The organism is Streptomyces sp. NPDC096323, from assembly GCF_040302845.1.
Lineage (GTDB): Bacteria > Actinomycetota > Actinomycetes > Streptomycetales > Streptomycetaceae > Streptomyces.
In genome coordinates, this window is sequence record NZ_JBEOSI010000005.1 from 149,655 (window position 1) to 173,156 (window position 23,502).

At 72.0% G+C, this 23,502-nt stretch carries 19 protein-coding genes; 6 read left to right on the top strand and 13 right to left on the bottom strand.

Annotated features, from left to right (window positions below; translation table 11 throughout):
* Window positions 1–204: 204 nt before the first annotated feature.
* Window positions 205–1,254: a BMP family lipoprotein gene (locus tag ABTX18_RS15495; RefSeq protein ID WP_352123242.1), complete on the bottom strand. Its 1,050-nt coding sequence runs from the start codon at window positions 1,252–1,254 to the stop codon at window positions 205–207.
* 138 nt (window positions 1,255–1,392) lie between these two features.
* Window positions 1,393–2,577 (bottom strand): amidohydrolase, encoded by a 1,185-nt coding sequence (locus ABTX18_RS15500; protein ID WP_352123596.1) that lies wholly within the window; start codon window positions 2,575–2,577, stop codon window positions 1,393–1,395.
* A gap of 236 nt (window positions 2,578–2,813) precedes the next feature.
* Between ABTX18_RS15500 and ABTX18_RS15505 the strand changes: the two genes are divergently transcribed.
* Window positions 2,814–3,389, top strand: coding sequence for a hypothetical protein (locus ABTX18_RS15505; protein ID WP_352123243.1), 576 nt, complete (start codon window positions 2,814–2,816; stop codon window positions 3,387–3,389).
* Here the strand turns inward: ABTX18_RS15505 and ABTX18_RS15510 are convergent.
* The 4 genes from ABTX18_RS15510 to ABTX18_RS15525 are packed head-to-tail and all read right to left on the bottom strand — an operon-like array spanning window position 3,364 to window position 8,029.
* Window positions 3,364–4,422: a hypothetical protein gene (locus tag ABTX18_RS15510; RefSeq protein ID WP_352123244.1), complete on the bottom strand. Its 1,059-nt coding sequence runs from the start codon at window positions 4,420–4,422 to the stop codon at window positions 3,364–3,366. The genes ABTX18_RS15505 and ABTX18_RS15510 overlap by 26 nt on opposite strands.
* An 11-nt stretch (window positions 4,423–4,433) precedes the next feature.
* Complete coding sequence (locus tag ABTX18_RS15515; RefSeq protein ID WP_352123245.1) at window positions 4,434–5,369, bottom strand: N-acetylneuraminate synthase family protein; 936 nt, start codon at window positions 5,367–5,369, stop codon at window positions 4,434–4,436.
* A gap of 15 nt (window positions 5,370–5,384) precedes the next feature.
* The gene (locus ABTX18_RS15520) at window positions 5,385–6,620 is read right to left on the bottom strand and encodes a cytidylyltransferase domain-containing protein (RefSeq protein WP_352123246.1); all 1,236 of its coding nucleotides are present in this window, start codon (window positions 6,618–6,620) and stop codon (window positions 5,385–5,387) included.
* Between the two features lie 59 nt (window positions 6,621–6,679).
* Complete coding sequence (locus ABTX18_RS15525) at window positions 6,680–8,029, bottom strand: DUF6716 putative glycosyltransferase (RefSeq protein WP_352123247.1); 1,350 nt, start codon at window positions 8,027–8,029, stop codon at window positions 6,680–6,682.
* 209 nt (window positions 8,030–8,238) lie between these two features.
* Here ABTX18_RS15525 and ABTX18_RS15530 point away from each other — a divergent pair, with 209 nt between their 5' ends.
* The 3 genes from ABTX18_RS15530 to ABTX18_RS15540 all read left to right on the top strand — a co-directional run bounded on the left by ABTX18_RS15530 (window position 8,239) and on the right by ABTX18_RS15540 (window position 13,283).
* Window positions 8,239–9,216 (top strand): glycosyltransferase family 2 protein, encoded by a 978-nt coding sequence (locus tag ABTX18_RS15530; protein ID WP_352123248.1) that lies wholly within the window; start codon window positions 8,239–8,241, stop codon window positions 9,214–9,216.
* Window positions 9,216–10,604 (top strand): polysialyltransferase family glycosyltransferase, encoded by a 1,389-nt coding sequence (locus ABTX18_RS15535; RefSeq protein ID WP_352123249.1) that lies wholly within the window; start codon window positions 9,216–9,218, stop codon window positions 10,602–10,604. Before ABTX18_RS15530 ends, ABTX18_RS15535 begins: the two co-directional genes overlap by 1 nt.
* Before the next feature lie 135 nt (window positions 10,605–10,739).
* Window positions 10,740–13,283, top strand: coding sequence for a YfhO family protein (locus ABTX18_RS15540; RefSeq protein ID WP_352123250.1), 2,544 nt, complete (start codon window positions 10,740–10,742; stop codon window positions 13,281–13,283).
* A 47-nt stretch (window positions 13,284–13,330) separates the two neighbouring features.
* Here ABTX18_RS15540 and ABTX18_RS15545 read toward each other — a convergent pair whose 3' ends face one another.
* A complete protein-coding gene (locus ABTX18_RS15545; protein WP_352123251.1) occupies window positions 13,331–13,984 on the bottom strand; it encodes a TetR/AcrR family transcriptional regulator C-terminal domain-containing protein in 654 nt (217 codons plus the stop codon).
* Window positions 13,985–14,044: 60 nt separating this feature from the next.
* On the opposite strand from ABTX18_RS15545, the gene ABTX18_RS15550 reads away from it, so the two are divergent.
* A complete protein-coding gene (locus ABTX18_RS15550; protein ID WP_352123252.1) occupies window positions 14,045–15,484 on the top strand; it encodes an FAD-dependent monooxygenase in 1,440 nt (479 codons plus the stop codon).
* 109 nt (window positions 15,485–15,593) lie between these two features.
* Here the strand turns inward: ABTX18_RS15550 and ABTX18_RS15555 are convergent, their stop codons facing one another.
* From ABTX18_RS15555 to ABTX18_RS15570, 4 genes are all read right to left on the bottom strand, one after another.
* Window positions 15,594–16,208, bottom strand: a complete 615-nt coding sequence (locus tag ABTX18_RS15555; protein WP_352123253.1) for a Uma2 family endonuclease — start codon at window positions 16,206–16,208, stop codon at window positions 15,594–15,596.
* Between the two features lie 110 nt (window positions 16,209–16,318).
* Entirely contained in the window at window positions 16,319–16,945 is a 627-nt protein-coding gene (locus ABTX18_RS15560; protein ID WP_352123254.1) for a class F sortase, read from the bottom strand.
* Between the two features lie 78 nt (window positions 16,946–17,023).
* Complete coding sequence (locus tag ABTX18_RS15565; protein WP_352123255.1) at window positions 17,024–18,034, bottom strand: hypothetical protein; 1,011 nt, start codon at window positions 18,032–18,034, stop codon at window positions 17,024–17,026.
* Between the two features lie 238 nt (window positions 18,035–18,272).
* Window positions 18,273–19,853 carry an acyl-CoA mutase large subunit family protein gene (locus ABTX18_RS15570; protein ID WP_352123256.1) on the bottom strand — a complete coding sequence of 527 codons (1,581 nt, stop codon included), beginning with the start codon at window positions 19,851–19,853 and terminating at the stop codon, window positions 18,273–18,275.
* Window positions 19,854–20,080: 227 nt separating this feature from the next.
* Between ABTX18_RS15570 and ABTX18_RS15575 the strand changes: the two genes are divergently transcribed.
* On the top strand, window positions 20,081–21,013 hold the full coding sequence (locus ABTX18_RS15575) for a L,D-transpeptidase family protein (protein WP_352123257.1): 933 nt from the start codon (window positions 20,081–20,083) through the stop codon (window positions 21,011–21,013).
* Between the two features lie 215 nt (window positions 21,014–21,228).
* Here the strand turns inward: ABTX18_RS15575 and ABTX18_RS15580 are convergent, their stop codons facing one another.
* Together ABTX18_RS15580 and ABTX18_RS15585 are read right to left on the bottom strand one after the other, a co-directional pair.
* Window positions 21,229–22,464 (bottom strand): hypothetical protein, encoded by a 1,236-nt coding sequence (locus ABTX18_RS15580; RefSeq protein ID WP_352123258.1) that lies wholly within the window; start codon window positions 22,462–22,464, stop codon window positions 21,229–21,231.
* Window positions 22,464–23,306 carry an RNA polymerase sigma factor gene (locus ABTX18_RS15585; RefSeq protein WP_352123259.1) on the bottom strand — a complete coding sequence of 281 codons (843 nt, stop codon included), beginning with the start codon at window positions 23,304–23,306 and terminating at the stop codon, window positions 22,464–22,466. Before ABTX18_RS15585 ends, ABTX18_RS15580 begins: the two co-directional genes overlap by 1 nt.
* Between the last annotated feature and the right edge of the window lie 196 nt (window positions 23,307–23,502).

The following is a 23,502-nucleotide window of genomic DNA, read 5'->3' on the forward strand; positions in this document are numbered from 1 at the left end:
AAGGCTGTCGGGGTTGTCTACACGCGTAGCGTTGCCGAATCGTCAAACGCCTGCGCACAGGGCGGCTGGAACTCCGGGTCCGGCCCGGTCCGCAGCGGACGCCGCGACAGGCCGGACCACTTCGCGAAGTACCCCCGCGGGCCGGATAGGCGCCATTGCGCGCGCTCCGGGGCCCACGGGGGTCAAGCCGTACGACCGGGGTCGTTACGGGGCGGTCTTGACGGTGATCGTGCCGTCGATGATCGCCTTCTTCGCCTTGTCCACCGCGGCGACGACCTCGGTCATCTTGGTGAACGCCGGGTTCGACATGGCCAGGCCGACGCCGTCCTTGTCGAGACCGTAGCGGATCTCACCGGTCTGCGGCTTGCCGTCCACCACGGACTTGATCAGGTTGAAGACGGAGTCCTCGACGTCCTTGGTGACCGAGGTCAGGATGGACTCCTTGTAGGCGGCGAGACCCTTCTGGTTGTACTGGTCCGAGTCGACGCCGATGTTCCACTTGCCGGCCTTGGAGACGGCCTCGATCGCACCGGAACCGGCCAGACCGGCCGCCGAGTAGATCACGTCGGCGCCCTTGTCGAGCTGCCCCTGGGCGGCGGCCTTGCCGAGGTCGGGCTTGGAGAAGCCGTCGAAGTTCGGCGGCTGGGTCAGGTACTGGGGGATCACCTTCACCGCGGAGTTGGTGTCCTTGACGCCCTGCGTGAAGCCCGCCTCGAACTTCTTGATCAGCGGGGTCTCGACCCCACCGATGAAGCCGACCGTCTTGGTCTTGGTGACCTTGGCGGCGGCGACACCCGCGAGGTAGGAGCCCTGCTCCTCGTTGAAGACGATGTTGGCGATGTTGGGGCCGGTCACCGAGGCGTCGTCGATGATGCCGAAGGTGATCTTCGGGAACTTCGGCGCGACCTTCTTGATGGCGGGCGCGTAGGCGAAGCCGACACCGATGACCGGGTTGTTCCCGGCGCGGGCCAGCGAGGTGAGGCGCTGGACCTTGTCCGCGTCCGACTCGCCGTCGGAGGGCTCGGCCTCGGTGCCCTTGACCCCGAGTTCCTTCTCGGCCTTGGCCAGACCCGCGTAAGCGGCGTCGTTGAACGACTGGTCTCCACGACCGCCGATGTCGTACGCGAGGGCGGTCTTCTTGTCCTTGGAGTCGGAGCTGCTGCTCGACGAGGACGAGTCGCCACACGCTGTAACGCTGAGCGCGAGTGCTGCGGACATGACGCCCACAGCGGCAATCCTAGTGATCCGGCGCAAGGGAAGGCTCCTTCAAACCTGACCGAAGCGCCTCTTCCGGCGCTGGTTTCGCCGCGATCGTAACGCGCGTAGATGTCAGATAAAGCCCTGTACGGAAGCCGTTATCGGATCGTCGCGAACCTGGGGTGACCTGTCCGGTTACGGATGGTTGCCGTGCAGCAGCGCGGAAGCGGTGAAGAGCTCGACCGCCACGGTGATCGCCTCCTCGTCCGCGTCGAAGTTGCCCCGGTGCAGGTCGAGCCCGCGCGTGTCGCCGGGCGTACGTACTCCGAGGCGTGCCATCGCGCCCGGCACGTGCTCCAGATACCAGGAGAAATCCTCGCCTCCCAGGCTCTGTTCGGTGTCCTCGATCGCATACGAACCGCGGCGGGCGGTCATCGCGCCGGCCAGCAGATCGATCGCCGCCGCGTCGTTCACGACGGGGGGAACGCCGCGGATGTAGTCGATCACCGTCTTGGCGCCGTACATTTCGGCCACCTCGCCGACCGCGGCGTGCACCAGGTCCGGCGCGGCGTGCCAGGCGGCCAGATCCAGGCAGCGAACCGTGCCCGACAGTTCGGCGTGTTGCGGGATGACATTGCAGGCGTGCCCGGCCTCCAGGCGCCCCCAGGTCACCGCGAGCCCGGCCCGGGCGTCGACCCGGCGGGCCAGCAGCGCGGGCACCTCGGTGGCGACCTTCGCGGCGGCGGTGACCAGGTCCGTGGTCAGGTGCGGGCGGGCGGTGTGGCCGCCGGGGCCGTCCAGCGACAGTTCCAGGCGGTCGCAGGCGGAGGTGATCGCCCCGACGCGCAGCCCGATCCGGCCCACGTCGACCTTCGGGTCGCAGTGCACGCCGATGATCCGGCCGACGCCCTCCAGCACCCCGGACTCGATCGCGTCGGACGCCCCGCCGGGCAGCACCTCCTCGGCCGGCTGGAAGATCAGCCGCACCGGGTTGGGCAGCAGCCCCTGCCGGTCCAGCTCGGCGAGCACGAGACCGGCGCCGAGGACGGCGGCGGTGTGCACGTCGTGCCCGCAGGCGTGCGCCCGGTCGGGCACGGTGGAGCGGTACGGGACGCCCGTCTTGGTATCCGGGATCGGGAGCGCGTCGATGTCGGCCCGCAGCGCCAGCATGGGCCGCGTCCCCTCGCCCCGTGTCCCGACGTCACACATGAGCCCGGTCCCGGAGGCGAGCACCCGCGGCGCGAGCCCCGCCTGCTCCAGCCGGGCCTTGATGGCCGCGGTGGTGCGGGTCTCCTGGTGACCGAGCTCGGGGTGCATGTGCAGATCGCGCCGGAACGCGATGAGCTCGGCGCGCAGCACTTCGGGCAGCGTGCCGGGCAGGGACTCTGCCGCGAGCGGCCGGGCCTCACCATCGCGGGGCGTCTCGGGGGGCGTCGAGTGGTTCACTGATGAAGGGTAAGTCCGTTCCCCCTTCAAGTGACCATGAAACAAGAAAAGTTCAGCCACATAGACGAATAAATGACTGGGTCGCGGCGTGTGGGGTAAGCGCGGGGTGGGTACACTCGCCGACCGCTCCGCCGCATACGGGCGCCGATCGGATGCGAGGAAGCGCAACAATGAAGGACGAGTACGGATTCGACCACGCCTCCGACGAGGTGATCGCGGTACGCGCCGAGTTGGCCGACGAAGTCGTCCAGGCGCTTCAGCTCGCCGGACTGCCCGCTTTCCGCTCCGACCACGTCTCCGCATCACGGCCCGGTGCGGTGGTCCACGTCCATCGCGACGCGGACCTGGCTTCGGCGGCCGTGTCCGCGAGCTGGCATGGTGACGACAGGCTGGTCGAGGCCGCAATGGCGGCGGTCGCTGCTGGAGACCCTCATTCACCGGACGTCCGCCGTCTCGGATCGGTCACTCTGCACATGCAGGACGCATTGATCAGGATTCTTCTGTCAGCAGGGATCATCGCGACCCTGAACAACGACTGCATCGACCCGGGCGACGTCCTGGTGTTCGGGCGGCAGTCCGAACTGCCGCCGGGGCTGAGGCCCACGTTGGTGCCGCTGTCGGCCCCGGTGAAGCGGACCGGGCGCGGTTCGCTCCGGGGGCGGATCCACATTGCCGATGACTTCGACGGACGGCCGGAGGATGCGGCCGGCCCCTTCGGGATCACGCCTCCGTTGTCACCGCCGTAGCCCGCCACGGCGCCAGCCGCTGGACGTCGCGGGCCGTCTCCGTCACGCCCGCGAGGAAGCCCTGGGCTCTCGGCGACGCCGTCTCGCGGAGCCATTCCGGGGCGATGTCGCAGACGGCGACCTTCACCTCGGTGCCGACCAGGGCCAGGGGGAGGGTGTGGACCACCGTGGAGGGGAAGCTCAGGACCGTGCGGCCGATGGGGCCGCGGCGGGCGATGAGTTCCAGGGGGAGGTCGGGGCGGACGATCTCCAGGCCGGTGGCGGCCTCCAGGGCGTGGAGCTTCTCGGTGGACTCGCGGCGGTGGGCGAAGTAGCGGGTGGCGCCGTGGGTACGGGCCAGGGCCGCGACCGCCTCCAGGTACTGACCGCGGTCGACCACGCCCGTCTCGACCAGTGACGTGCCGACCAGGTCCGCGCCCTTGGTGAGCAGCGGCGGGCCGAAGCGGGAGCGGGTCCAGGAGAAGGTGTTGGGGATGAGGGTGATGCCGGGCGGCGGGATCACCGGCATGGCGGTGAAGAGCTCGACCTCGCGCGCCGCGGACGGGGTGAAGCGGCGGCGGGCCGTGGCCGAGACCGGGGCGAGGGCGAGGTCCCGGGGGCCGGAGCCGCCGCGGCGGTGCCAGCGCACCAGGCGCTCGCCGCGGGTCATCAGGGCGACGAACTCCATGGTGGCGGTCCCGTCGTCGACCACGGTGAGCCGGCGGGGGCGGACCAGGGAGAGCAGGAGCTGTACGTAGCGGGAGAACGGGTCCCCGATGACGATGTGGTCGGCGTTGCGTACCAGCCGGGTCAGGGCGCGCAGCGACTTCAGGGGCGTCCCCGAGTCGCCGCGCGCCTCCTGCCAGCGCACGGTGATGCCCTCGTCGCGGGCCAGCTCCGCCATCCGGCGCAGCTGACCGCGCGACATCGGGTCGACTGGAGGGAGGACGACGACGGTGACGTCCGCGACGACACGGCCGCCGCCCCCCTCGGTGTAGGCCCACTCCAGGACGTTCAGGAGCTGGACCGGGCTCTCGACGAAGGCGAGGTTCACCGGTCTGCCCGTCAGACCGCGACCGGCTCGGCGGCCAGGGCCGTCTCGCCGCTCTCTGCCACGACGCCCGGGACCCGGCGGAGCTTCTTCATCGGGCCGAGCTCCGACTCGTACACCTTCTTGACGCCGTCACCGAGGGACGCCTCGATGGTGCGGATGTCGCGGACCAGGCGGGTCAGGCCCTGGGGCTCGACGGACGCGGCCTGGTCGGAGCCCCACATGGCGCGGTCGAGGGTGATGTGGCGCTCGACGAACGCGGCGCCGAGCGCGACGGCGGCCAGCGTGGTCTGCAGGCCGGTCTCGTGGCCGCTGTAGCCGATCGGGACGTTGGGGTACTCCTGCTGGAGGGTGTTGATGACGCGGAGGTTCAGCTCCTCGGCCTTGGCCGGGTACGTCGACGTGGCGTGGCAGAGCAGGATGTTGTCCGAGCCGAGGACCTCGACGGCGTGCCGGATCTGGCGCGGGGTCGACATGCCGGTGGAGAGGATCACCGTGCGGCCGGTGGCGCGCAGGGAGCGCAGGAGCTCGTCGTCGGTGAGGGACGCGGAGGCGACCTTGTGGGCGGGGACGTCGAACTTCTCCAGGAAGGCGACGGCCTCGGTGTCCCACGGGGAGGCGAACCAGTCGATGCCGCGCTCGGCGCAGTGCTCGGAGATGGCCCGGTACTCGGTCTCGCCGAACTCGACGCGGTGGCGGTAGTCGATGTACGTCATCCGGCCCCAGGGGGTGTCGCGCTCGATGTCCCACTGGTCGCGCGGGGTGCAGATCTCCGGGGTGCGCTTCTGGAACTTGACGGCGTCGCAGCCGGCTTCGGCGGCGGCGTCGATCAGCGCGATCGCGTTGTCGAGGTCGCCGTTGTGGTTGATGCCGATCTCGCCGGTGATGTAGACGGGCTGGCCGGGGCCGGCGGTGCGGGTGCCGAAGGTGCGCAGGCGGGAGGTGCTCATGGGGGTGTTCCTTACTTACTTGGTGGTGGAGTCGGTGGTGGTGTCGCTGAGGGTGGGGCCCAGGAGCCAGGCCGCGATCTCGCGGATGGCGCCGAAGCCGCCGGGGGTGGTGGTCACGGCGCGCGCCGCGGCGCGTACCGAGTCGTGTGCGCTCGCGACGGCCACGGGCCATCCGGCGAGTGCGAAGCAGGGGAGGTCGTTGACGTCGTTGCCGACGTACAGGACGCGTTCGGGGGCGACGGACTGCTCGTCGCACCACTGCTTGAGCGCGAGGTCCTTGCGGTCGATGCCGTGCAGGACGGGGACGCGGAGTTTGTGGGCGCGGGCGGCGACGACCGGGTTCTGTTCCGTGGACAGGATCAGGAGGGGGACGCCCGCCTTGCGCAAGGCGGCGATGCCGAGGCCGTCGCCGCGGTGGACGGCGACGGTCTCGCGGCCGTCGGAGTCGATGAGCACCCGGTCGTCGGTCTGGGTGCCGTCGAAGTCGAGGACGACCGCGTCGATGTCCTCGCGGGTGGGCAGCGGGGCCGGGTCCAGGAGCGGGGCCAGGGCGCGGGCGCGGGCGAGGTCGTGCGGGTCGTCGATCTCCAGGACGCGGGCCGGGTCGGTGCGCACCAGCGCGGTGTGGCCGAAGAAGCGGTGGCGGTGGGTGCGGAATCCCGTCGCGTCCATCGCGTAGGCGGCGCCCGTCTCCAGGAGGTCCTCGGGGCGGTCCTGGCGGCGGGGGCGGACGGCCTTGTCGTGGTTGACGCCGTAGTTGTGGTCCTCGACCGCGCTGCCGTCGCGCCACAGGAAGCCGTGGAAGGGGGCGACGGTGACGGCCGTGTCGGCGCCTTCCCGGGCGACCGCGGCGGCGACGCCGTCGATGTCCTCGCGGGCGAGGAAGGGGCTGGTGCACTGGACGAGCAGGACGACGTCCACGGACCGGCCGTGCTCGTCCTCGTAGCGGTCCATCGCGTGCAGCACGGCCGCCTCGCTGGTGGCGGTGTCGCCCGCGATGGCTTCGGGGCGCTGCACGCAGTGCAGCCGCGCCGACGCGCCGAGCGCTTCACCGGCGGCGCGTGCCGCCTCCGCGACCGCCGGTGCGTCGGTCGTCACGACGACGTCCGTCACCTCGGTCGACGTCAGGCAGGCGCGGACCGCGCGGACGACCAGCGGTACTCCGCCGACCTGGGCGAGGTTCTTGGCGGGTACGCCCTTGGATCCGCCGCGGGCGGGGATCACGGCGAGCACGGTGGGCTGCGGCGTCATCGCTGCTCCAGTGGGTGTCGTAGGGGTGGTGTTCACAGCTCGCCCATCCGTCGGATGCTTCACAGCTCGCCCATCCGTCGGATGACCGGGGCGACCCGCTGGACGCCCTGGCGGTACGCGCCCCGGGCCGCGTCCCGGACCGCCTCGCGGACCGCTCCCCTGACCCGGCCGGTCTCCCGGGGCGCGGCGGCTCCCGGGAGCGGGCGGCCGTCGAGGGCCAGGTGGTGGCGGGCGAGGACGCCGGGGAGGTAGCCGGGGGCGGTGGCGGGTGTGTAGTACGGGGCGAGTTCCGGCAGCCGGTCCTGCGCCAGCAGGGCCGTGACCCGGGCCCGGGCGGTGTCGTAGGCCGTGGCGTACGTGCCGTCGGCGGCGACGCCCTGGCCGGCCAGCCACTCGGGGTCGGGGTGCGGATGGGCGCCGCCGTCCAGGTGGTCCCAGGAGGTGAGCAGGCCGGAGCCGATGAAGTGGTGGTTGCCGAGGGTCTCGCGCACCCCGAGGTCGGTGAGGACGGCGGTGGGGATGCGCCGGTGCAGGGACTCCAGGGCGGCGGTCGAGGAGACGGTGACCAGCAGGTCGGTGCGGTCCAGGACCTCCCCCATGTGCCCGTACACGAGGCGGAAGTTGGGCGGGAGCGCGCCGGGCAGCTTCTCGGCCAGGCGCTGGTACGGGAGTTCCTCGATGTGCGTCGTGTGCTCGCCGGGCTTGGAGCGCAGCTTGAGGAGCACCTCGCGCCGCGGGTGGAGCCTGGCGTGCTCGATGAGCCTGCGCAGCAGGTACGTACGGTCGGCGCGGGAGGCGGGCACGGAGGGCTGTGCGGCGAACACGACGGTGTCGCGGCCCGGTTCGGGGCGGTGCGGGGTACCGCCGAGGAACGGCAGGGCGGCCTCCGTGACGGCCGAGGCGCCGGCGCCCACTCCCTCGTACACCGCGCGGAAACGCTCCGCGTCATGGCGGGAGTTGGCGAGGATCACGTCGGCGCCGTGCCGCAGCAGCAGTCCGTCGGCGAGCTTCTCGTAGACGACGCCGACGTAGCCGGTGACGACGACGGGCCTGGCAGGCAGACGCAGGGCGGCGAGGCCGTGCAGCATGGCCTGGACGGCGCCGCCGACGAGGGCGAGGACCACGAGGTCGTACCCCTCGTCGCGCACGGTGTCGAGAAATTCGAGAGCCGTCACCTCGCGCACCCGGTCGGTGTCGATGCCGACGTCGCCGACCTCGGCGAGCTGGCGGGGTGTCGGGGTCGCCCGGCCGCGCAGCAGCAGTCCGCTGATCTCCGCGCGGGGCGTGGGCGCGCTCGTGTCACCCGTGGTCAGCCGGCGCGCGGTGAGCGCGCCCCACTTCCAGCGGGTGTCGGAGTCGGCGAGCACGGCTGCCCGGAGGGCGGTCGTCCTTTGGTTACGTGGGGGCACGTCCCAGAACTTAGGAAGGCATTCCGATTCGCGGCCCAACGTGACGGCAACAGCGGGTTAACAGCCCGACGACGCTTGGCTAATCGCCCCGGCAAATGCTCTGTTTCCGGCGGGGATTCGGCCTGGTTCATCAGGTCGACTTTCGTCGTTCACCTGGCGTTCCTGTCAGGGCCAGGGCAAATGACGGACCTCCGCCTAGCGTGTGACGCGTGGTTAAGCTCTCCGTCATCGTGCCGTTCTACAACGTACGGGCCTACGCCCCCGATACCTTGCGAAGTCTGCGGGCCAATGCCCGTGACGATTTCGAATTCATCTTCGTCGACGACTGTTCGACCGACGGGACCCTGGAGATCCTCCGGCGCGCCGAGCGCGAGATCCCGGGTGCCGTCCTGGTCGCGCACGAGAGGAACGGGGGCCTGGCCACCGCGCGCAATACGGGTATCGACGCGGCGCGCGGCGAGTACCTCACCTTCCTCGACGGCGACGACTGGGTCGTTCCCGGTCACTACGAGCGGCTGCTGGCCTCCATCACGGGGCTGGGGTGCGACTTCGTCCGTACGGACCACGTGCAGTTCACGGACCGGGCGCGCACCGTGCACCGGGTCCCGCACGGCCTGCGGAACACCGTGCTGCGCCCGCGCGACGTGATCACGCCCTCCGACCGGTCGACACCGGTGGACTACGCGTACGCCTGGGCCGGCGCCTATCACCGGCGGCTCGCGGACTCCGGGCTCCTCCGGTTCCGGGACGGGCTGCGCACCGCGGAGGACCGGCCCTGGATCTGGCGTCTGCACCGGGAGGCCGAATCGTTCGCGGTCGTCGGCCTGCCTGGGGTCTTCTACCGGCGCGGGGTCGCGTCCTCGCTCACCCAGATCGGCGATGTGCGCCAACTCGACTTCATCCGGGCCTTCGACCAGGTCCTGGAGGAGACGTCCCGGGACCCCGAGGCGGACCGGCTTCTGCCGAAGGCCGTACGCACCTATTGCGCGGTCATGGCGCACCATTTGGAATCCATCGAAAGGTTCGAACCCGCAGTGGCACGGAAATTGCGCTCCATGAGCGCGGCTTCCCTGCGGCGCATGCCTCAGGAAGTTCTCGCCGATACCCTGAATTCGCTGGGCGACCGCCGCGCGGACCAGTTGCGACGGGTCCGCCGCCGCTCCGTCTCCCGGGAGGTCGCGGCCTGATGCCCGGCACGTACACCGCGCCGGCCGGCCGGTCCACCACTCAGCTCTTCTCCGCGTGCACGCAGTACGCCGCCGCCACGCTCGTCGCCGCCCTGCGCTCCGGCCAGTTCGGCCCGCGGGACGAACACCGGCGCGTCCTCGTCGTGAGCGACACCTCCCCCTCCCCCGAGCTCGGCACACCACTCCACCTCCGGCCCGGATTCGACGCGCTGGCGGCCGAGTTCGACGCGGTGCACTCCTGGAACGACTTCATCCGGCCCTTCCACCCCGCGGGCTGGTCGCCCAGGGACCAGGACGCCTCCCTGTGGGAGCGGGCCGTGCGACAGGCCTGGGACCTCGGTGACGAACCGGTCGAGCTCGCCTGCGAGTCCATCCAGGCCAACCCCGCCCAGGCCCTCGCCGTGATCTTCGGCGACAGCCCGGTGCACATCTACGCGGACGGGCTGATGAGTTACGGTCCGACCCGCAGCAGGCTCGACCAGCTGGTCGGCACCCGCATCCGCCGGCTCCTCCACCTCGATCTGGTGCCAGGTCTGCGGCCGCTGCTGCTCACCGAGTTCGGCGTGGAGTCGGAGATCGTGCCGACCGACGCCTTCCTGAAGGTGCTGGGGGAGCTGGCCGGCGCGGCGGCGCGACTCCCCGAGGTGCACGGCGGATCCGGCTCGGCGCTGCTGCTCGGGCAGTACCTTTCCACGCTGGGCATTCTCACGGCCCAGCAGGAGGAGGAGCTGCACGCCCGGATGCTGCGGGGGGCCGTCGCCCTCGGTCACACCCGGGTCGTCTTCAAGCCGCACCCGAGCGCACCGGCCCACTGGACCCGCGCGCTGGAGCAGGAGGCGGAACGGCTCGGCGCGGAGCTCACCGTGCTCGACAGCCCGGTCCTCGCCGAGACACTGTTCGAGACCATGCGTCCCGCCCTGGTCGTCGGCTGCTTCTCCACCGCGCTGCTCACCGCCGCCTCGTTCTACGGGCTCCCGGTCGCCCGCGTCGGCACCGGCCCGCTGCTACAGCGGCTCGCCCCGTACCAGAACAGCAACCGCGTCCCGCTGACGATCGTCGACGCCCTGCTGCCCGATCTGGAGGACCCGTCCGCCGTCACCGGCTGGTCGCTGCCGAGCGCCGACGAGGTACGGGGCGAGCCGACCGCTCTCCTCGCCGCGGTCGGCTACGCCATGCAGCCGCAGCTCCAGGCCGCCCTGCGCCCTGACGCCGAGCGCTACCTCGGCCGCCACCGCGACACGACCTGGCGGTACTTCAAACGGCGCCGGCTGACCGCGCTGGGGCTGCCCGGAGCCCTCCCCGCACAGCTCGCGTTCATCCCGCGCAACGCGACGGTCCGCCGCCTCGCCCGCAAGGCCAGGACGCTGAAGCGCGCGGCGGCGGGCTGAGCCGGCCGGCCGCGGGCTGATCCGTCGGTCCGGGCGGGTCGGCCGGGAACGGCTGCGTGAAGCCCGGCCGTCCATTGGATGAACCGGCCGTCCACGCCCGCGTTTCATGATGTCCGATGACATATTCGACTCATCATGAGAACTCCGTCGACGGCGAAGCCCCTGCCGATACTCCGATCGCCGCGCGCCCGCGGCGCCGCCCTGGCCGCCCTGCTCACCGCCCTGACCGTCTGCGCCGGGGACGCGGTGGCCCGCAGCTACCCCTTCGGCCCGCACACCCGCAGCGTGAACGACCTGGGCAATCAGTTCGTCCCGTTCCACGCCCGGCTCTGGGACCTGCTCCACGGGCGTGCGGACGGCGGGCTGCTGCTGAACTGGCAGTCCGGCTTCGGCAGCGGCTTCCTGCCTGACTTCGGTACGTATCTGAGCAGCCCGTTCGCCCTGATCGTCGGGGTCTTCCCGAGGGACCGGATCGACCTGGCCGTGTACGCGGTCACGCTGGTGAAGACTGGGGTGGCGGCGGCGGCCATGACCTGGCTGCTCACCGCGTTGCGCCGGGGCCGCGGCCGGGAGTGGGCGGCGGCCGTGCTCGGTGCCTCCTACGCCCTGTGCGGCTGGTCGGTCGTCGAGGCCGCGTACAACCCGATGTGGCTGGACGGGCTGATCGCCTTCCCGCTGCTCTGCCTGGCCGGTGAGTGGGCGCGCACGGGGCGGCGGCCGGTGCTCGGGACGCTCCTGGTGACGCTCGCCTGGGTGTCGAACTTCTACACCGCGTACATGGCCACGCTCGGGGCGGCCCTGGTGCTGGTGGTACGACTGCTGCTGGAGGACGGCACGGGTCGGGAGCGTGTCCGGGGCCTGGTGCGTGCGGTACGGACGGTGCTCATCGGCATCGGCCTCGCCGCGCCGGTCCTGATCCCGGTGTTCCTCGGCACCCGGCACGCCTACCCGGGCTGGAACCGGGAGTTCGCCCCGGCGGCCTGGCCCGATGTCGCCGCACGGCTGCTGCCGGCCACGTACAGCTTCTTCAGTCCGGCGCTCTTCCTCGGGAGCGGTGCGCTGCTGCTGGCGTGTGCGCCGGCCTTCCACCGTGCCGTGCCGCGCGCCGAACGGTTCGTGTGGCCGGGGCTGGTGGCCGCGGTCGCGCTGTCGTTGCAGTGGGGCCCGACGCATCTGTTGTGGCACGCCTTCGCGACGCCGAACGGGAGCCCGTACCGGCAGACCTTCGTGCTCTCCGGGCTCGTGGTGATCGCCGCCTGGACCTCGGTCGCCACCGCCTGGCCGGACAGACGGGCCCTGCTGGGCGGAGGCGCGGTGCTGACACTCATCGCCGCCACAGCCGCGTCCAGCACCCTGATCACCGGATGGACGTATCCGCTGTTCGCGGCGGGACTGGTCGCCGTGATCGGTGCGCTGGTCCTGGCCCGCACCGGCAGGTTCGCCGTACTCGCGGCCCTGCTGCTGGTCGGGGCGCAGGCCGGTCAGGCCGCCGCGACGACCGCGTACGCCGACCGGCAGCGGCTGAACCGGCTCGACGACTACGCACTCTGGGGCGAGCGCCAGACCCTCCAGGCCGCCGCGGTCGCCGGCGCCGACGGCTGGCCGCGCTACCGCACCGACCCCGGTCTGGAGCAGTCCACCGCCAACGACCCGCTGCTGGTCGGCGGGCAGGGCGGCGCCTACTACAGCAGCCACACACCCGATGTGCTGACCCGCACCTTCCTCGCTCTGGGCGCCGGCTGGACGTCGAACGGCCGCGCGCTGCACAGCCTGGACAACCCGGTGACCGACGCGGTGTTCTCCGTCGGCGCCCGGGTCCATGTGCCCCGCGATCCGCACCAGGGCTGGAACCGCCCGGACGACCGGCCGGTCACGGTCACCCGGCAGGACGTGCCGCCGCTGGTGACGGTGCGGCCGGCCGCCGACTCCGGTGCGCGGATGGGCCGTTCGCCGTTCCACAACCAGGAGAAGCTGCTGGGTGCGCCGGTGTACACGGTGCCCGTGACCACGCTGCGCGCCGCGGACGGCAGCGACGCCACGGACGAGGGTGCGTACGACTACCGGGTGCGGCCGGGTACGTACACCCTGGGCGCGAGCTGTCCCGTGGGCAGCGAGGCGTATCTGTGGGCCCCCGATCTGTTCGGCCGGGCGCAGCTGGGGACCGCTGGTGAACCGGCCGACTTCCGCGGCGAGTTGCCGGGCCGGCGCGCGGGGATGCGCATGCTGGGCACGGGCGGCGGCAAGCTCGCCGTGTCGCTGCGGGTGGCCCGGGCGGGGACCGTTCCGCACGAGGCCGTCGGCTGCCTGGACCGGGGGCGCCTGGCGGATGCGGTGGCGGGGCTGAAGCACACGGGGGCGACGAGCGTCTCCGTCACCAGCAGCGGCGTTCACGCCGAACTACCGCCGCAGCCTGAGGGTTTGGCCGTGCTCGCCGCACCCCGGATCGCGGGCTGGAGCTGCGACGGCCGGCCCGCCGACTCGTACCTCGGCCTGGTCGCGGTGCCGGTGAGCGGCGACCGGACGAGCCTGGACTGCACGTTCCGGCCGCCGGGGCTGCGGGCCGGGACCCTTGCCGGGGCGGGGGCCCTGGCGGCACTGCTGGCGACGGTGCTGATCCCCTGGGTGCGGACGCGGGGCGGTCGGCGGTTGGCGCCCCGGACGCCACACGCGCAGCCGTGAGGACACCAAGACCTCATCCGCGCGTGGCGTGACGCCGCCGCATCACCTCACGCCCCGTCCTGTACCCCGTACCGCGCCTCGATGCCCGCGACGATCAGCAGCAGGCCGTCCTCGAAGCGCTCCTCGTAGTGGGCGAAGATCTCCTCCCCGGCCGCGGCGGCCAGCGGATAGCGGGCCATGCGTTCGGCGCGTTCGCCGATGTCGAAGCCCTCGCGTGGCCGGCCCGGCGTCGGGCGCACGCCCTGCTCCTCGCTGACGAAGCCCATCGTGTAGGAGTACGCGGTGGTGCCCGCCCGGACGGCCTGCCACAGCTCGAAGCCCGCGTCGACCATGGTCCGCAGGTGGCCTTCGAGCCCCTCGGCGTGGTCGGTGCCGGTGAACTTCGCCCCTCCGTAGACCTTCGCCCCGTCGCGGTAGCGCAGCAGGGCCCGGCGCAGCCCCCTGTTGTACGCGACGAGCTGGTCCTGCCACCGCTCCGGCGTCGGGCCGGGCAGGCCCTCGTCGAGCATCCGGCGGTACATCACCGTGGCCATCTCGTCGAGCAGCGCCTGCTTGTCCTTGAAGTGCCAGTAGAGGGCGGGTGCCTTGACGTCCAGCTCCCTGGCGATGGCGCGCAGGCTGAGTCCGTCCAGGCCCACCTCGTTCAGCAGCCGCAGCGCCGCGTCGGCCACCTGGGACCGGTCGATCTTCGTCGTACCCACCCTGCCAAGTTAACAGCCCCTCCTTGACAACTTAACAGCGTTAAGCACACACTCCACCGCATGGAACTTAACAGCGTTAAGGAGTGTGTGACGGAGACCTCCGTCCTCATCGTCGGAGCGGGCCCGTGCGGCCTCGCCCTGGCTTGCGACCTGGCCCGGCGCGGCGTCCCCGCGCTCCTCGTCGAGCAGGCGCCCGCGCTCTTCCCCGGTTCGCGCGGCAAGGGGATCCAGCCCCGGACCCGGGAGGTCCTCGACGATCTCGGCGTCGGCGACGCGGTCCGCGAGCACGGGGGCCCCGCGCCGGTCGGGATGATCTGGCAAGGCGGTGAGCGGATGGGCGAGCACCACATGTTCCGGGTCGCGGCCCCGACGGACGCGGAGCCGTACGGGGAGCCGTGGCTGATGCCGCAGTGGCGTACCCAGGAGATCCTGCTGGCCCGGCTGCGTGAACTGGGCGGCGACGTGGTGTTCTCGACCGCGCTGACCGGGCTCGCCCAGGACACCGACGGGGTCACCGCGCAGCTGAGCACCGGCCCGGTCCGGGCCTCCTGCCTCGTCGCGGCGGACGGGGGCCGCTCGACCGTGCGGCGGGCCCTGGGCATCACGATGACCGGGGAGACGGTGGACCCGGCGCCGATGCTGGTGGCCGACGTACGGATCGCCGGGGACGCCCTCGACCGGCTCAACTGGCACATGATGAGCGGTGAGGCGGGATACCTCGCGCTGTGCCCGCTGCCCGGCACCCCGGACTTCCAGCTGGTCGCCCAGTACAAGGACGGTGAGCCGGACACCACCCCGGAGGGCGTGCGCGCCGTCGTCGCCGAGCGGACCCATCTGGCAGCCGAGGACGTCACCGAGGTGCTCTGGTCCTCCGACTTCCGGCCGCGCGCCGCGCTCGCCGACCGGTTCCGCGACGGGCGGGTGTTCCTGGCCGGGGACGCCGCCCACATCCACTCCCCCGCGGGCGGCCAGGGGCTCAACACCAGCGTGCAGGACGCGTACAACCTGGGCTGGAAGCTCGGCCAGGTCCTGCGGCACGGGGCGCCCGCGGCGCTGCTCGACAGCTACGAGCAGGAGCGCCGCCCGGTCGCCGCCGAGGTGCTCGGTCTGTCCACCCGTATCCACCGCGGTGAGCAGGAGCGCGGCGCGGCCGCCCAGCAGCTCGGCACCGGCTACCGCGAGGGGCCGCTGTCGACGGGGCGTGCGGGCGTCCTGGAGGCCGGTGACCGGGCCCCCGACGGGCCCGCGGGAGACCGGCGGCTGTTCGACGTCTTCCGGGGCCCGCACTTCACGCTGCTTGCGGTCGGCACCGACGCGGAGCTGCCGGAGTTCGCCGGGGAGGCCGTCCGGGTGCACCGCACGGATGCCTGCGAGGCGTACGGCAAGGGCCTGTTCCTGATCCGGCCGGACGGCTACGTCGGCTGGGCCGGCGAGGACACCGCCGGGCTCGCCGAGTACGCCGCACGGCTGGGCCTCGGCCCGGACCTCAGACGCTGTTGAGCGAGAGCTTCGCCGCGAAGCCGAGGAACAGCACCCCCGCCGCCGAAGTGGCCCCCGCCGAGAGCCGCTTGCGGCGGCGGAGGGTTCCACAGGGTGGGGCGGCGCCCCCTCAGACCTCGTCGCCGTCGAGCAGCCGGTCCACCGAGAGCTCCATCTCCACGCCGACCTCCTCGGGAACGAGGAACGACATCCCGCGCTTGTGGTGCGCCTTGTTCTTGTACTCGCCGCCCCGGGGGTCGCTGCAGAGCAGCACCTGGTCGTGCTTGCGGTCGGCCACGACGTAGACCGGAATGCCCGCCTGGGCGTAGTCCTCGACCTTGGGCCCGAGGTCATCGGCCCAGTTGGTCGAGGTCACCTCCACGACCATCCGGAAGACGTGGGCGGCGTAGCAGTTCTTCATGACGTAGGCGTCCTTGATGTCGGCTTCGACCACCGACAGGTCAGGGATGGCATAGTCCTCCGGCCCTGTCGGAAGCCACAGCCCGACCCCTTGGACGAGTCTCAGCCCCGTCTTGCGTGCCCGAGCACCGAATTCCTCGCTGAGCCAGGACAGCGCCAGAGCATGCGATACGTCGGCCGGTGGCGTCACCGTGAGCCTCCCCTGGAGAATCTCCACGCGATGCCCAGGCAGCGAGCGAGCGAGCTGGTCAGCTGCGTCGCCGAGCGTCATCAGCTCCGGCTGTTCCTGCACGTGCACCTGCTCCTCGTGCTGTATGACGGCCACGGCATCCTCCTTTCGGGGACCACCTGTTCACGAGCTTATCCAGCGCCGCGGACATTCGGCGAGAGATCACTCCTCCGTGTGGCCCCGCGACAGCTCCCGCCCACTCCGTCTCAGCTCACCAGGTCCGCGAAGACGATGATGTTGTCCGGCCGGTGGCCACCTCTCAGTTCTCCGCCGCAGGTGATCAGTCGCAGCTCGGGACCGGTGGTGTCGCCGTAGACCGCGTCGGTCGGGAAGGCGCCCTTGTCAACCTGCTGGAGGCGCCGTACGGCGAACACCGCGTCGGACCCGTCCGCCCGGGTGACGGTGATCCGGTCACCGGCCGCGATCTTCGCGACGTTCTTCAGGACGGCGGGGCCCTCGGCGGTGTCGAAGTGACCTATGAGGACGGCGGGCCCGGTCTCTCCGGGCGTGACGCCCTTGGTGTACCAGCCGATCCGGTCCGCCTGGGCCACGGACGGGACCTCGACGGTGCCGTCGGACGCCAGGCCGAGTTTCAGGACCGGGCCGGTGTCCACGTCCGCCGACGGGATGCGGACCCGGACCGGCTCGGAGGCGGGCAGCGGGGCGGCGGAGGTGGACGGCGCGGGCGAATCCGGTGTGCCGGCCGGGGCCGCGATGTGCGCGGGCGGGGTGGTGTGGGCGCCGTCGCCCGAGGCGCAGCCCGCCAGCGAGGCGGCGGAGACGAGGGCGATGAGCGAACCCGTCAGCAGACGGCGGGCGAGTGAGGCGTGCATACGGGGACTCCCGGCAGGCGGAACCGGGAGGGACCGTCGCACGGTGCGACGGTCCCTCCCCTGACGTGGACGGCCGGGTCAGCGGCCGGAGACCGCCGCGCGGCGGCGCATGAGGACGAAGCCGAGACCTGCCGCGCCCACCGCTGCCGCACCGCCGACGGCGATCAGCACCGGACTGCCGTTCTGCTCGATCTCGGCCCCTGCGGCGACGCTGCCCTTGGGGACGACGGACGTCTGCGAGGTCTGCGTCTCGGTGCCGTTGGCCGAGGAGCCGTTGGCCGAGGAGCCGGTGCCCGAGGTGCCGTTGGCCGAGGAGCCGGTGCCCGAGGAGCCGTTGGCCGAGGAGCCGGTGCCCGAGGAGCCGTTGGCCGAGGAGCCGGTGCCCGACGTCGTGGTGTAGGTGAAGCTGCATCCCTTGGGCAGCTTCGGGAAGTCCGTGACGGACGCCGGGTGGCCGCCGCCCTCCATGTTGGTGCGCAGCTGCGGCGCGGTGCTGCTCGGGTTGATGATCTCGCCGAGGAAGCCCGCGCTCGCGGGCAGCTTCGGGTGCAGCCGGGAGAGCTGGCCGACGACCTTGCCGTCGCTGCCCTGGAAGACGACCGAGGGGCCGGACGGGCCGGTGCTGAGCTCGGCCAGGGTGCCGGCGCCGATGCTCTTCGTCACCGTGGCGACGCACTCGACGGGGGTCACCGGACCCTGCCCGTCGCTGCCCGCGTCGACGACGGAGGTGACGGCACCCGTGAGGTCCAGCGTCACCTTGACGCCGTTGCCGAAGACCTTGCTGTCCTCGGAGGCGTAACCACCACCGGCCGTGAGGACACCCAGCTCCTTGGCGCCGTCGAGCACTGTCGCGGTGTAGTAGATGTGCTGGTCACCGTGCTTGTACACCTTGGCGGTCAGCCCGCCCTTGAGCGCGTCGGTCCGGATCAGCGTGCCCTTGCCGGTGGCCTGCTGCCCCTGGACGGCCGGAGTGGCCGGGACGGTGTCGGCGAAGGCCGCGGTGGCCGGGGCGAGAACGGCGCCTCCCAGTGCGGCTGCGGCGACGGCGGTGCGAAGGGAGACACGGCGGTGCGAGGAACGGAAAGACATGATCGACTCCGTGAGGAATGGCCCGTGCGGGCTCGGAAGGCGGGGAGAGTCGCATGCCGCTTCCTCAAAGTGTGGGGCCGTGAGGTGGGGCGGGCTGCATGGATGAATCTAGGTGCGATGTACAGCGGACTCATCCATTCCGTGTCACGGACGCGTGACAGGCAACAGCGGCCCTCACGTCACAACTGACGTTTCACGAAGGCGCGTTGCCACCCCGCCCCCGCCCTCGCCACTCGTCTCAGAAGGCGTCCGTCGGCACGTACGCCCCCCAGACGTCCCGGAGCGCGTTGCACACTTCGCCCACCGTGGCGCGGGCCCGCAGCGCGTCCTTCATCGGGTGGAGCACGTTGTCCGTTCCCCCGGCCGCCTTGCGCAGGGCCGTCAGCGCCGCGTCCACCGCGCCCTGGTCGCGCTCCGCGCGGAGCTTCGCCAGCCGGGCCGCCTGCTGGGCCTCGATCGCCGGGTCGACACGGAGCGGTTCGTACGGCTCCTCCTCGTCGAGCCGGAAACGGTTGACACCGACGACGATCCGCTCGGCGCTGTCCGTCTCCAGCGCGACGCGGTAGGCGCTGCGCTCGATCTCGTTCTTCTGGAAGCCGCGCTCGATCGCGTGGACCGCGCCGCCCATGTCCTCGACCTTGAGCATCAGCTCCAGGGCCGCGGCCTCGACGTCGTCCGTCATCTTCTCGACGACGTAACTGCCGGCGAACGGGTCGACGGTGGCCGTCACGTCCGTCTCGTACGCCAGGACCTGCTGGGTGCGCAGGGCGAGGCGGGCGGACTTGTCGGTGGGCAGGGCGATCGCCTCGTCGAAGGAGTTGGTGTGCAGGGACTGGGTGCCGCCCAGGACGGCGGCCAGTCCCTGCACCGCGACACGCACCAGGTTGACCTCGGGCTGCTGGGCGGTGAGCTGGACGCCCGCGGTCTGGGTGTGGAAGCGCAGCATCAGCGACTTCGGGTTCTCCGCGCCGAACTCCTCCTTCATCACCCGCGCCCAGATCCGGCGGGCGGCGCGGAACTTGGCGACCTCCTCCAGGATCGTCGTACGCGCGACGAAGAAGAAGGAGAGCCGCGGGGCGAAGTCGTCGACGTCCATGCCGGCCGCGACGGCGGTACGGACGTACTCGATGCCGTCCGCGAGCGTGAAGGCGATCTCCTGCGCGGGCGAGGCTCCGGCCTCCGCCATGTGGTAGCCGGAGATGGAGATGGTGTTCCACCTCGGGATCTCGGCCCGGCAGTACTTGAAGATGTCGGCGGTCAGCCGCAGGGAGGGCGCCGGCGGGAAGATGTACGTTCCCCGGGCGATGTACTCCTTGAGGACGTCGTTCTGGATGGTGCCCGTGAGCTGCCGCGCCGGGACGCCCTGCTCCTCCGCGACGAGCTGGTAGAGGAGCAGCAGGAGGGCGGCGGGGGCGTTGATCGTCATGGACGTGGAGACCTGGTCCAGCGGGATCCCGTCGAACAGCACGCGCATGTCGTCGATGGAGTCGATCGCCACCCCGACCTTGCCGACCTCGCCGGACGCGATCCCGGCGTCGGAGTCGTGGCCCATCTGGGTGGGCAGGTCGAAGGCGACGGACAGGCCCGTCGTGCCGTTGGCGATGAGCTGCTTGTACCGGGCGTTGGACTCGGTGGCCGTACCGAAGCCGGCGTACTGGCGCATCGTCCACGGGCGTCCGGTGTACATCGACGGGTACACGCCGCGTGTGAAGGGGTAGGCGCCCGGCTCGCCCAGCTTCTCGGCGGGGTCCCATCCGTCGAGCGTGTCCGGTCCGTACACCGGCTCGATCGGCAGTCCCGACTCCGACTCGCGCGTCATCTGCGTGCCTCCCGCTGAAGCTACTCATGGGTAACCGACATGCCTCGCGACGGACTGTAGCCGCAGGGCCTAAAGCGTGGGAGGGAGCCCGGCCGGGACCTTGCTCACAGCCCCTGATGCCTGACATCCTCCGGTCCTCGGTGCCGCTTTCCCATCATGCGCAGGATTCGGCAACCGGGCAGAGCGGGAATCCGTCCCATGAGATAACGCAGGTTCAGGGGGCCGAGATGATACGCAGCAGCAGGACCGGGCGCGGCCACGCACACAGAGGCGGCCGGGGCGCGGGCACGACGTCCGCCGCCGTCGCCGTACTGGCACTGGTCGCGGTGACCGCCGGATGCAGGGCTGAGCCCGCCGGCGGCGCGTCGGCCGGTCCGTCGACGCCGCCGGCGAGTTCACCGGCCGACGACGGCAAGCCCGGCGCGGACGGGACGCGATCGGCGACGCCGTCCACGAGCGCCGAGCCGAGCGCCAAGCCCAAGGCCACACCGAAGGCCACGCCCGAGTCCACGCCGTCGGCCGATCCGCAGGCCAAGGTGCTGATGGCAACCGGCTCGCAGGGCAGGCAGGTGCGCGAGCTCCAGGCCCGGCTGCGCCAGATCGGCCATTTCGACCGCAGCCCCACGGGCTACTACGGCTCCGTCACGGTCACCGCCGTGCAGTCGTTCCAGGGCAAGCGCGGGCTGTCCCGTACGGGGAAGACGGACACGGTCACCTGGCAGAAGCTGCTCGGCATGACGCACACGCCGACGGCCGCGGAGCTCAACCCGCCGACCACCCGCCCCGCCGCGAAGCCGGACAAGCGGTGCCTGACGGGCCGGGTGATCTGCATCAGCAAGAACAGCCGGACGCTGTCCTGGATGAATGACGGCAGGGTGCTCTCGTCGATGGACGTGCGGTTCGGCTCGCAGTACACGCCGACCCGCGAAGGGACCTTCTCCGTCTACTGGAAGTCCCGCCACCACGTGTCGTCGATCTACCACACGGCCATGCCGTACGCGATGTTCTTCAGCGGCGGTCAGGCGGTGCACTACTCGGCGGACTTCGCGGCCCGTGGCTACAACGGCGCCTCGCACGGCTGCGTCAACGTCCGGGACGAGGCGAAGATCGCCTCGCTGTTCGACCAGGTCCGCAACGGCGACAAGGTCGTCGTCTACTGAGACCGTCGCCTGCGGAAGCAGTCATGGATGAGAGGCGCGGGCGGAACCGGGGGAACGTGTCCCGCCCGCGCCGTTGCGCCGAGCCGTAGGTACGGGGGGAACCCCGGCTCCGGGCGCTGCCGATGACCAGTCGGCTCACTCACTACTGCGCCGTGAGGCCGAAAAATGTCACACCGGGTGGTAGCGGGGTGGTGCGGGGCCGCAGGCGCGGGCCGTCAGCGCGTCGCGAGGGACGGCGCCGGGGCCGGGGAGCGCGCGTCCCCGGAAGCCGGCGAACCGGCGGCCGTCGTGGGGTCCGGGGAGGCGGTGGAGAACCCCATCGACGGCAGGGTGCCCGAGCCGCCGGACGCATCGTCGTTCCCGTTCCCGTGCCCGTCCCCGTCCCCGTTCCCGGACGGGTCCTCGTCGCCGTCGCCGTTCTTCCCGTCGGCCTGGTCAATCATCCGGTCGCAGAAGCGGTCGAGGTTGCGGGCTCCCTTGGCCAGCGCCTCGAGGCGGGTTCTGCGCTCGTCGTCGAGCTTGCCCTCGCGGTAGTCGCGGCAGGCCTTCAGGGTCTTGGCGTACCAGGCGGACGACTTGTCCTGCGTGTCGCCGCCCCGGCCATCGTCCTGACCGCCGTCCGGGCCCTTTGTCGCGTCGGCGGCGCCCGACGGGTCGTTCCCGGCGCCGCCGGACGGGTGGTCGCCGGTGGTGTCGCCGGCGTCGCCGCCCGCGTCGGTGGTGTGTCCGCCGTCGTCGGGGCGGCCGCTCTTCGGGCCGCCGGTGGGGGCGTCGCCGGGCGCGTCCGGCGACGCGGAGCCGTCGCCGGGGGTTCCGGGCGGCGGTGCGGACGTCTCGTCGTCGGTGGTGAGGTCGGAGCCCAGTTCCCCGGGGGAGGCGGCGGCCGACACGGATGTGGCCGGTACGGGCGTGTGCCGGCCGAAGGGGACGGGAAGCACCCCGGTCCCGGCGGCCACCGCCACCCCGCCGATCGCGCAGCACGCGAGGGAGGCGACCAGGCCGAAGCGGATGGGCCGGCTCCAGCGCATGGGCCGCGGTCCGCGGGCATCCGCGGACCCGGACGCCGCGCCGGAACCGGCCGAACGTATGTGTACGGGGGCGAGCATCCCGGACTCGGCCGTGCCGTCCGCCCCCGCGGACCGGACGGCCCGCACGGGGTCCGCCGGTGCCGGCACGGCGGTGGCGCGGGCGGCGGGGCGACGGGCGGCGCGGAAGGCGGCCAGCGCTACGGCCTCTCCGGGGAGTTCCCCGGCGGCGGGGCGGACGGTGCGGGCCAGCGCGTCCAGGGCGGCCGCGAGCCTTTCGGCCTCGCGCCCCGCGGCTTCGTCCCTCTTGGCTCCGTGCCCTTCGGCTTCTCTCCGGGGCCGGCCGTCGGCAGGGTCGACCGGTTCGCGACGGAGCATTTTCTCCGCCGCTTCCTTGTCAAGCCATTCGTGCTGCTCGTCGGCCATCACATGTCCTTCTGCGTCCACAGACGCGAATGCGTCACACCGGCGGGCGCCACCAGGCCGGTGCGGGAGGGGCGTTGCGCGGGGACGGCGCCGAGTTCCGCCGTCCGGCCCGTCCCGTTGTTCCGCGGCGACTGCGCCGGGGCCGTACCGTCGGCCGGCCCCCTGGGCGCCCCGACTCCGCCGGCCGGTCCGTCGTCGCGCGGCCCGCTCCCTTCCGCGGGACCGGCCACAGCCGGACCGCCTCCGCCGCGCGCGCCCCCGTCCCCGCCGTCCTCGCCCTCGCCGTCCACGGCGTCCGCCCGCAGCAGTTCGGCGAGCCGCTTCAGCCCGCGGTGTGCGGCGGTGCGAACGGCGCCGGGCCGCTTGCCAAGCGTCTGCGCCGCGCTCTTGGCGTCGAGACCGACCACCACGCGCAGCACCACCGCCTCGGCCTGGTCCTGCGGCAGCTGGGCGATGAGCGACATGGTGCGGCCGGTGGCCAGCGCCTCGATCGCCTCGTCGGCCGTGTCGGAACCGGCCGGTTTCTCCGACAGCTCCGTCTCGTCGCCGCCGGTGGCGGGCCGCCTGCCGCGCATCCGCAGATGGTCCAGGGCGCGGTTGCGCGCTATCCGCGCCGCCCAGCCCCGGAACCGGTCGGCGTCACCGCTGAACCGGTCGAGGTCCCTGGCTATCTGCAGCCACGACTCGGACGCCACGTCCTCGGCGTCCGGCTCCCCCACGAGCGTCCGTATGTAGCCCAGCAGCCGCGGCTGCACAGCGCGGTACACAGTACGGAAGGCATCCTCGTCCCCGTCCTGTGCCGCGAGCACCGCGGCGGTAAGCCCCGCGTCGTCCCCCAGCACTCCCTCAACCCTGCCCTGCTGTTCCTGAATCGCAGCTGGTCACCACTGCCGCGCCACCCTGCGCGACTCAGCACGCTACGTCCTTCGCGGGCATCACGTCCATGACTTGTACAACCCGCAACATTCCGTCGCCCACCCCGGTGTGACAGAAAACGCACTCACGGCGCTGAGATGAGTACGGGGCCGTCCTGCGGCC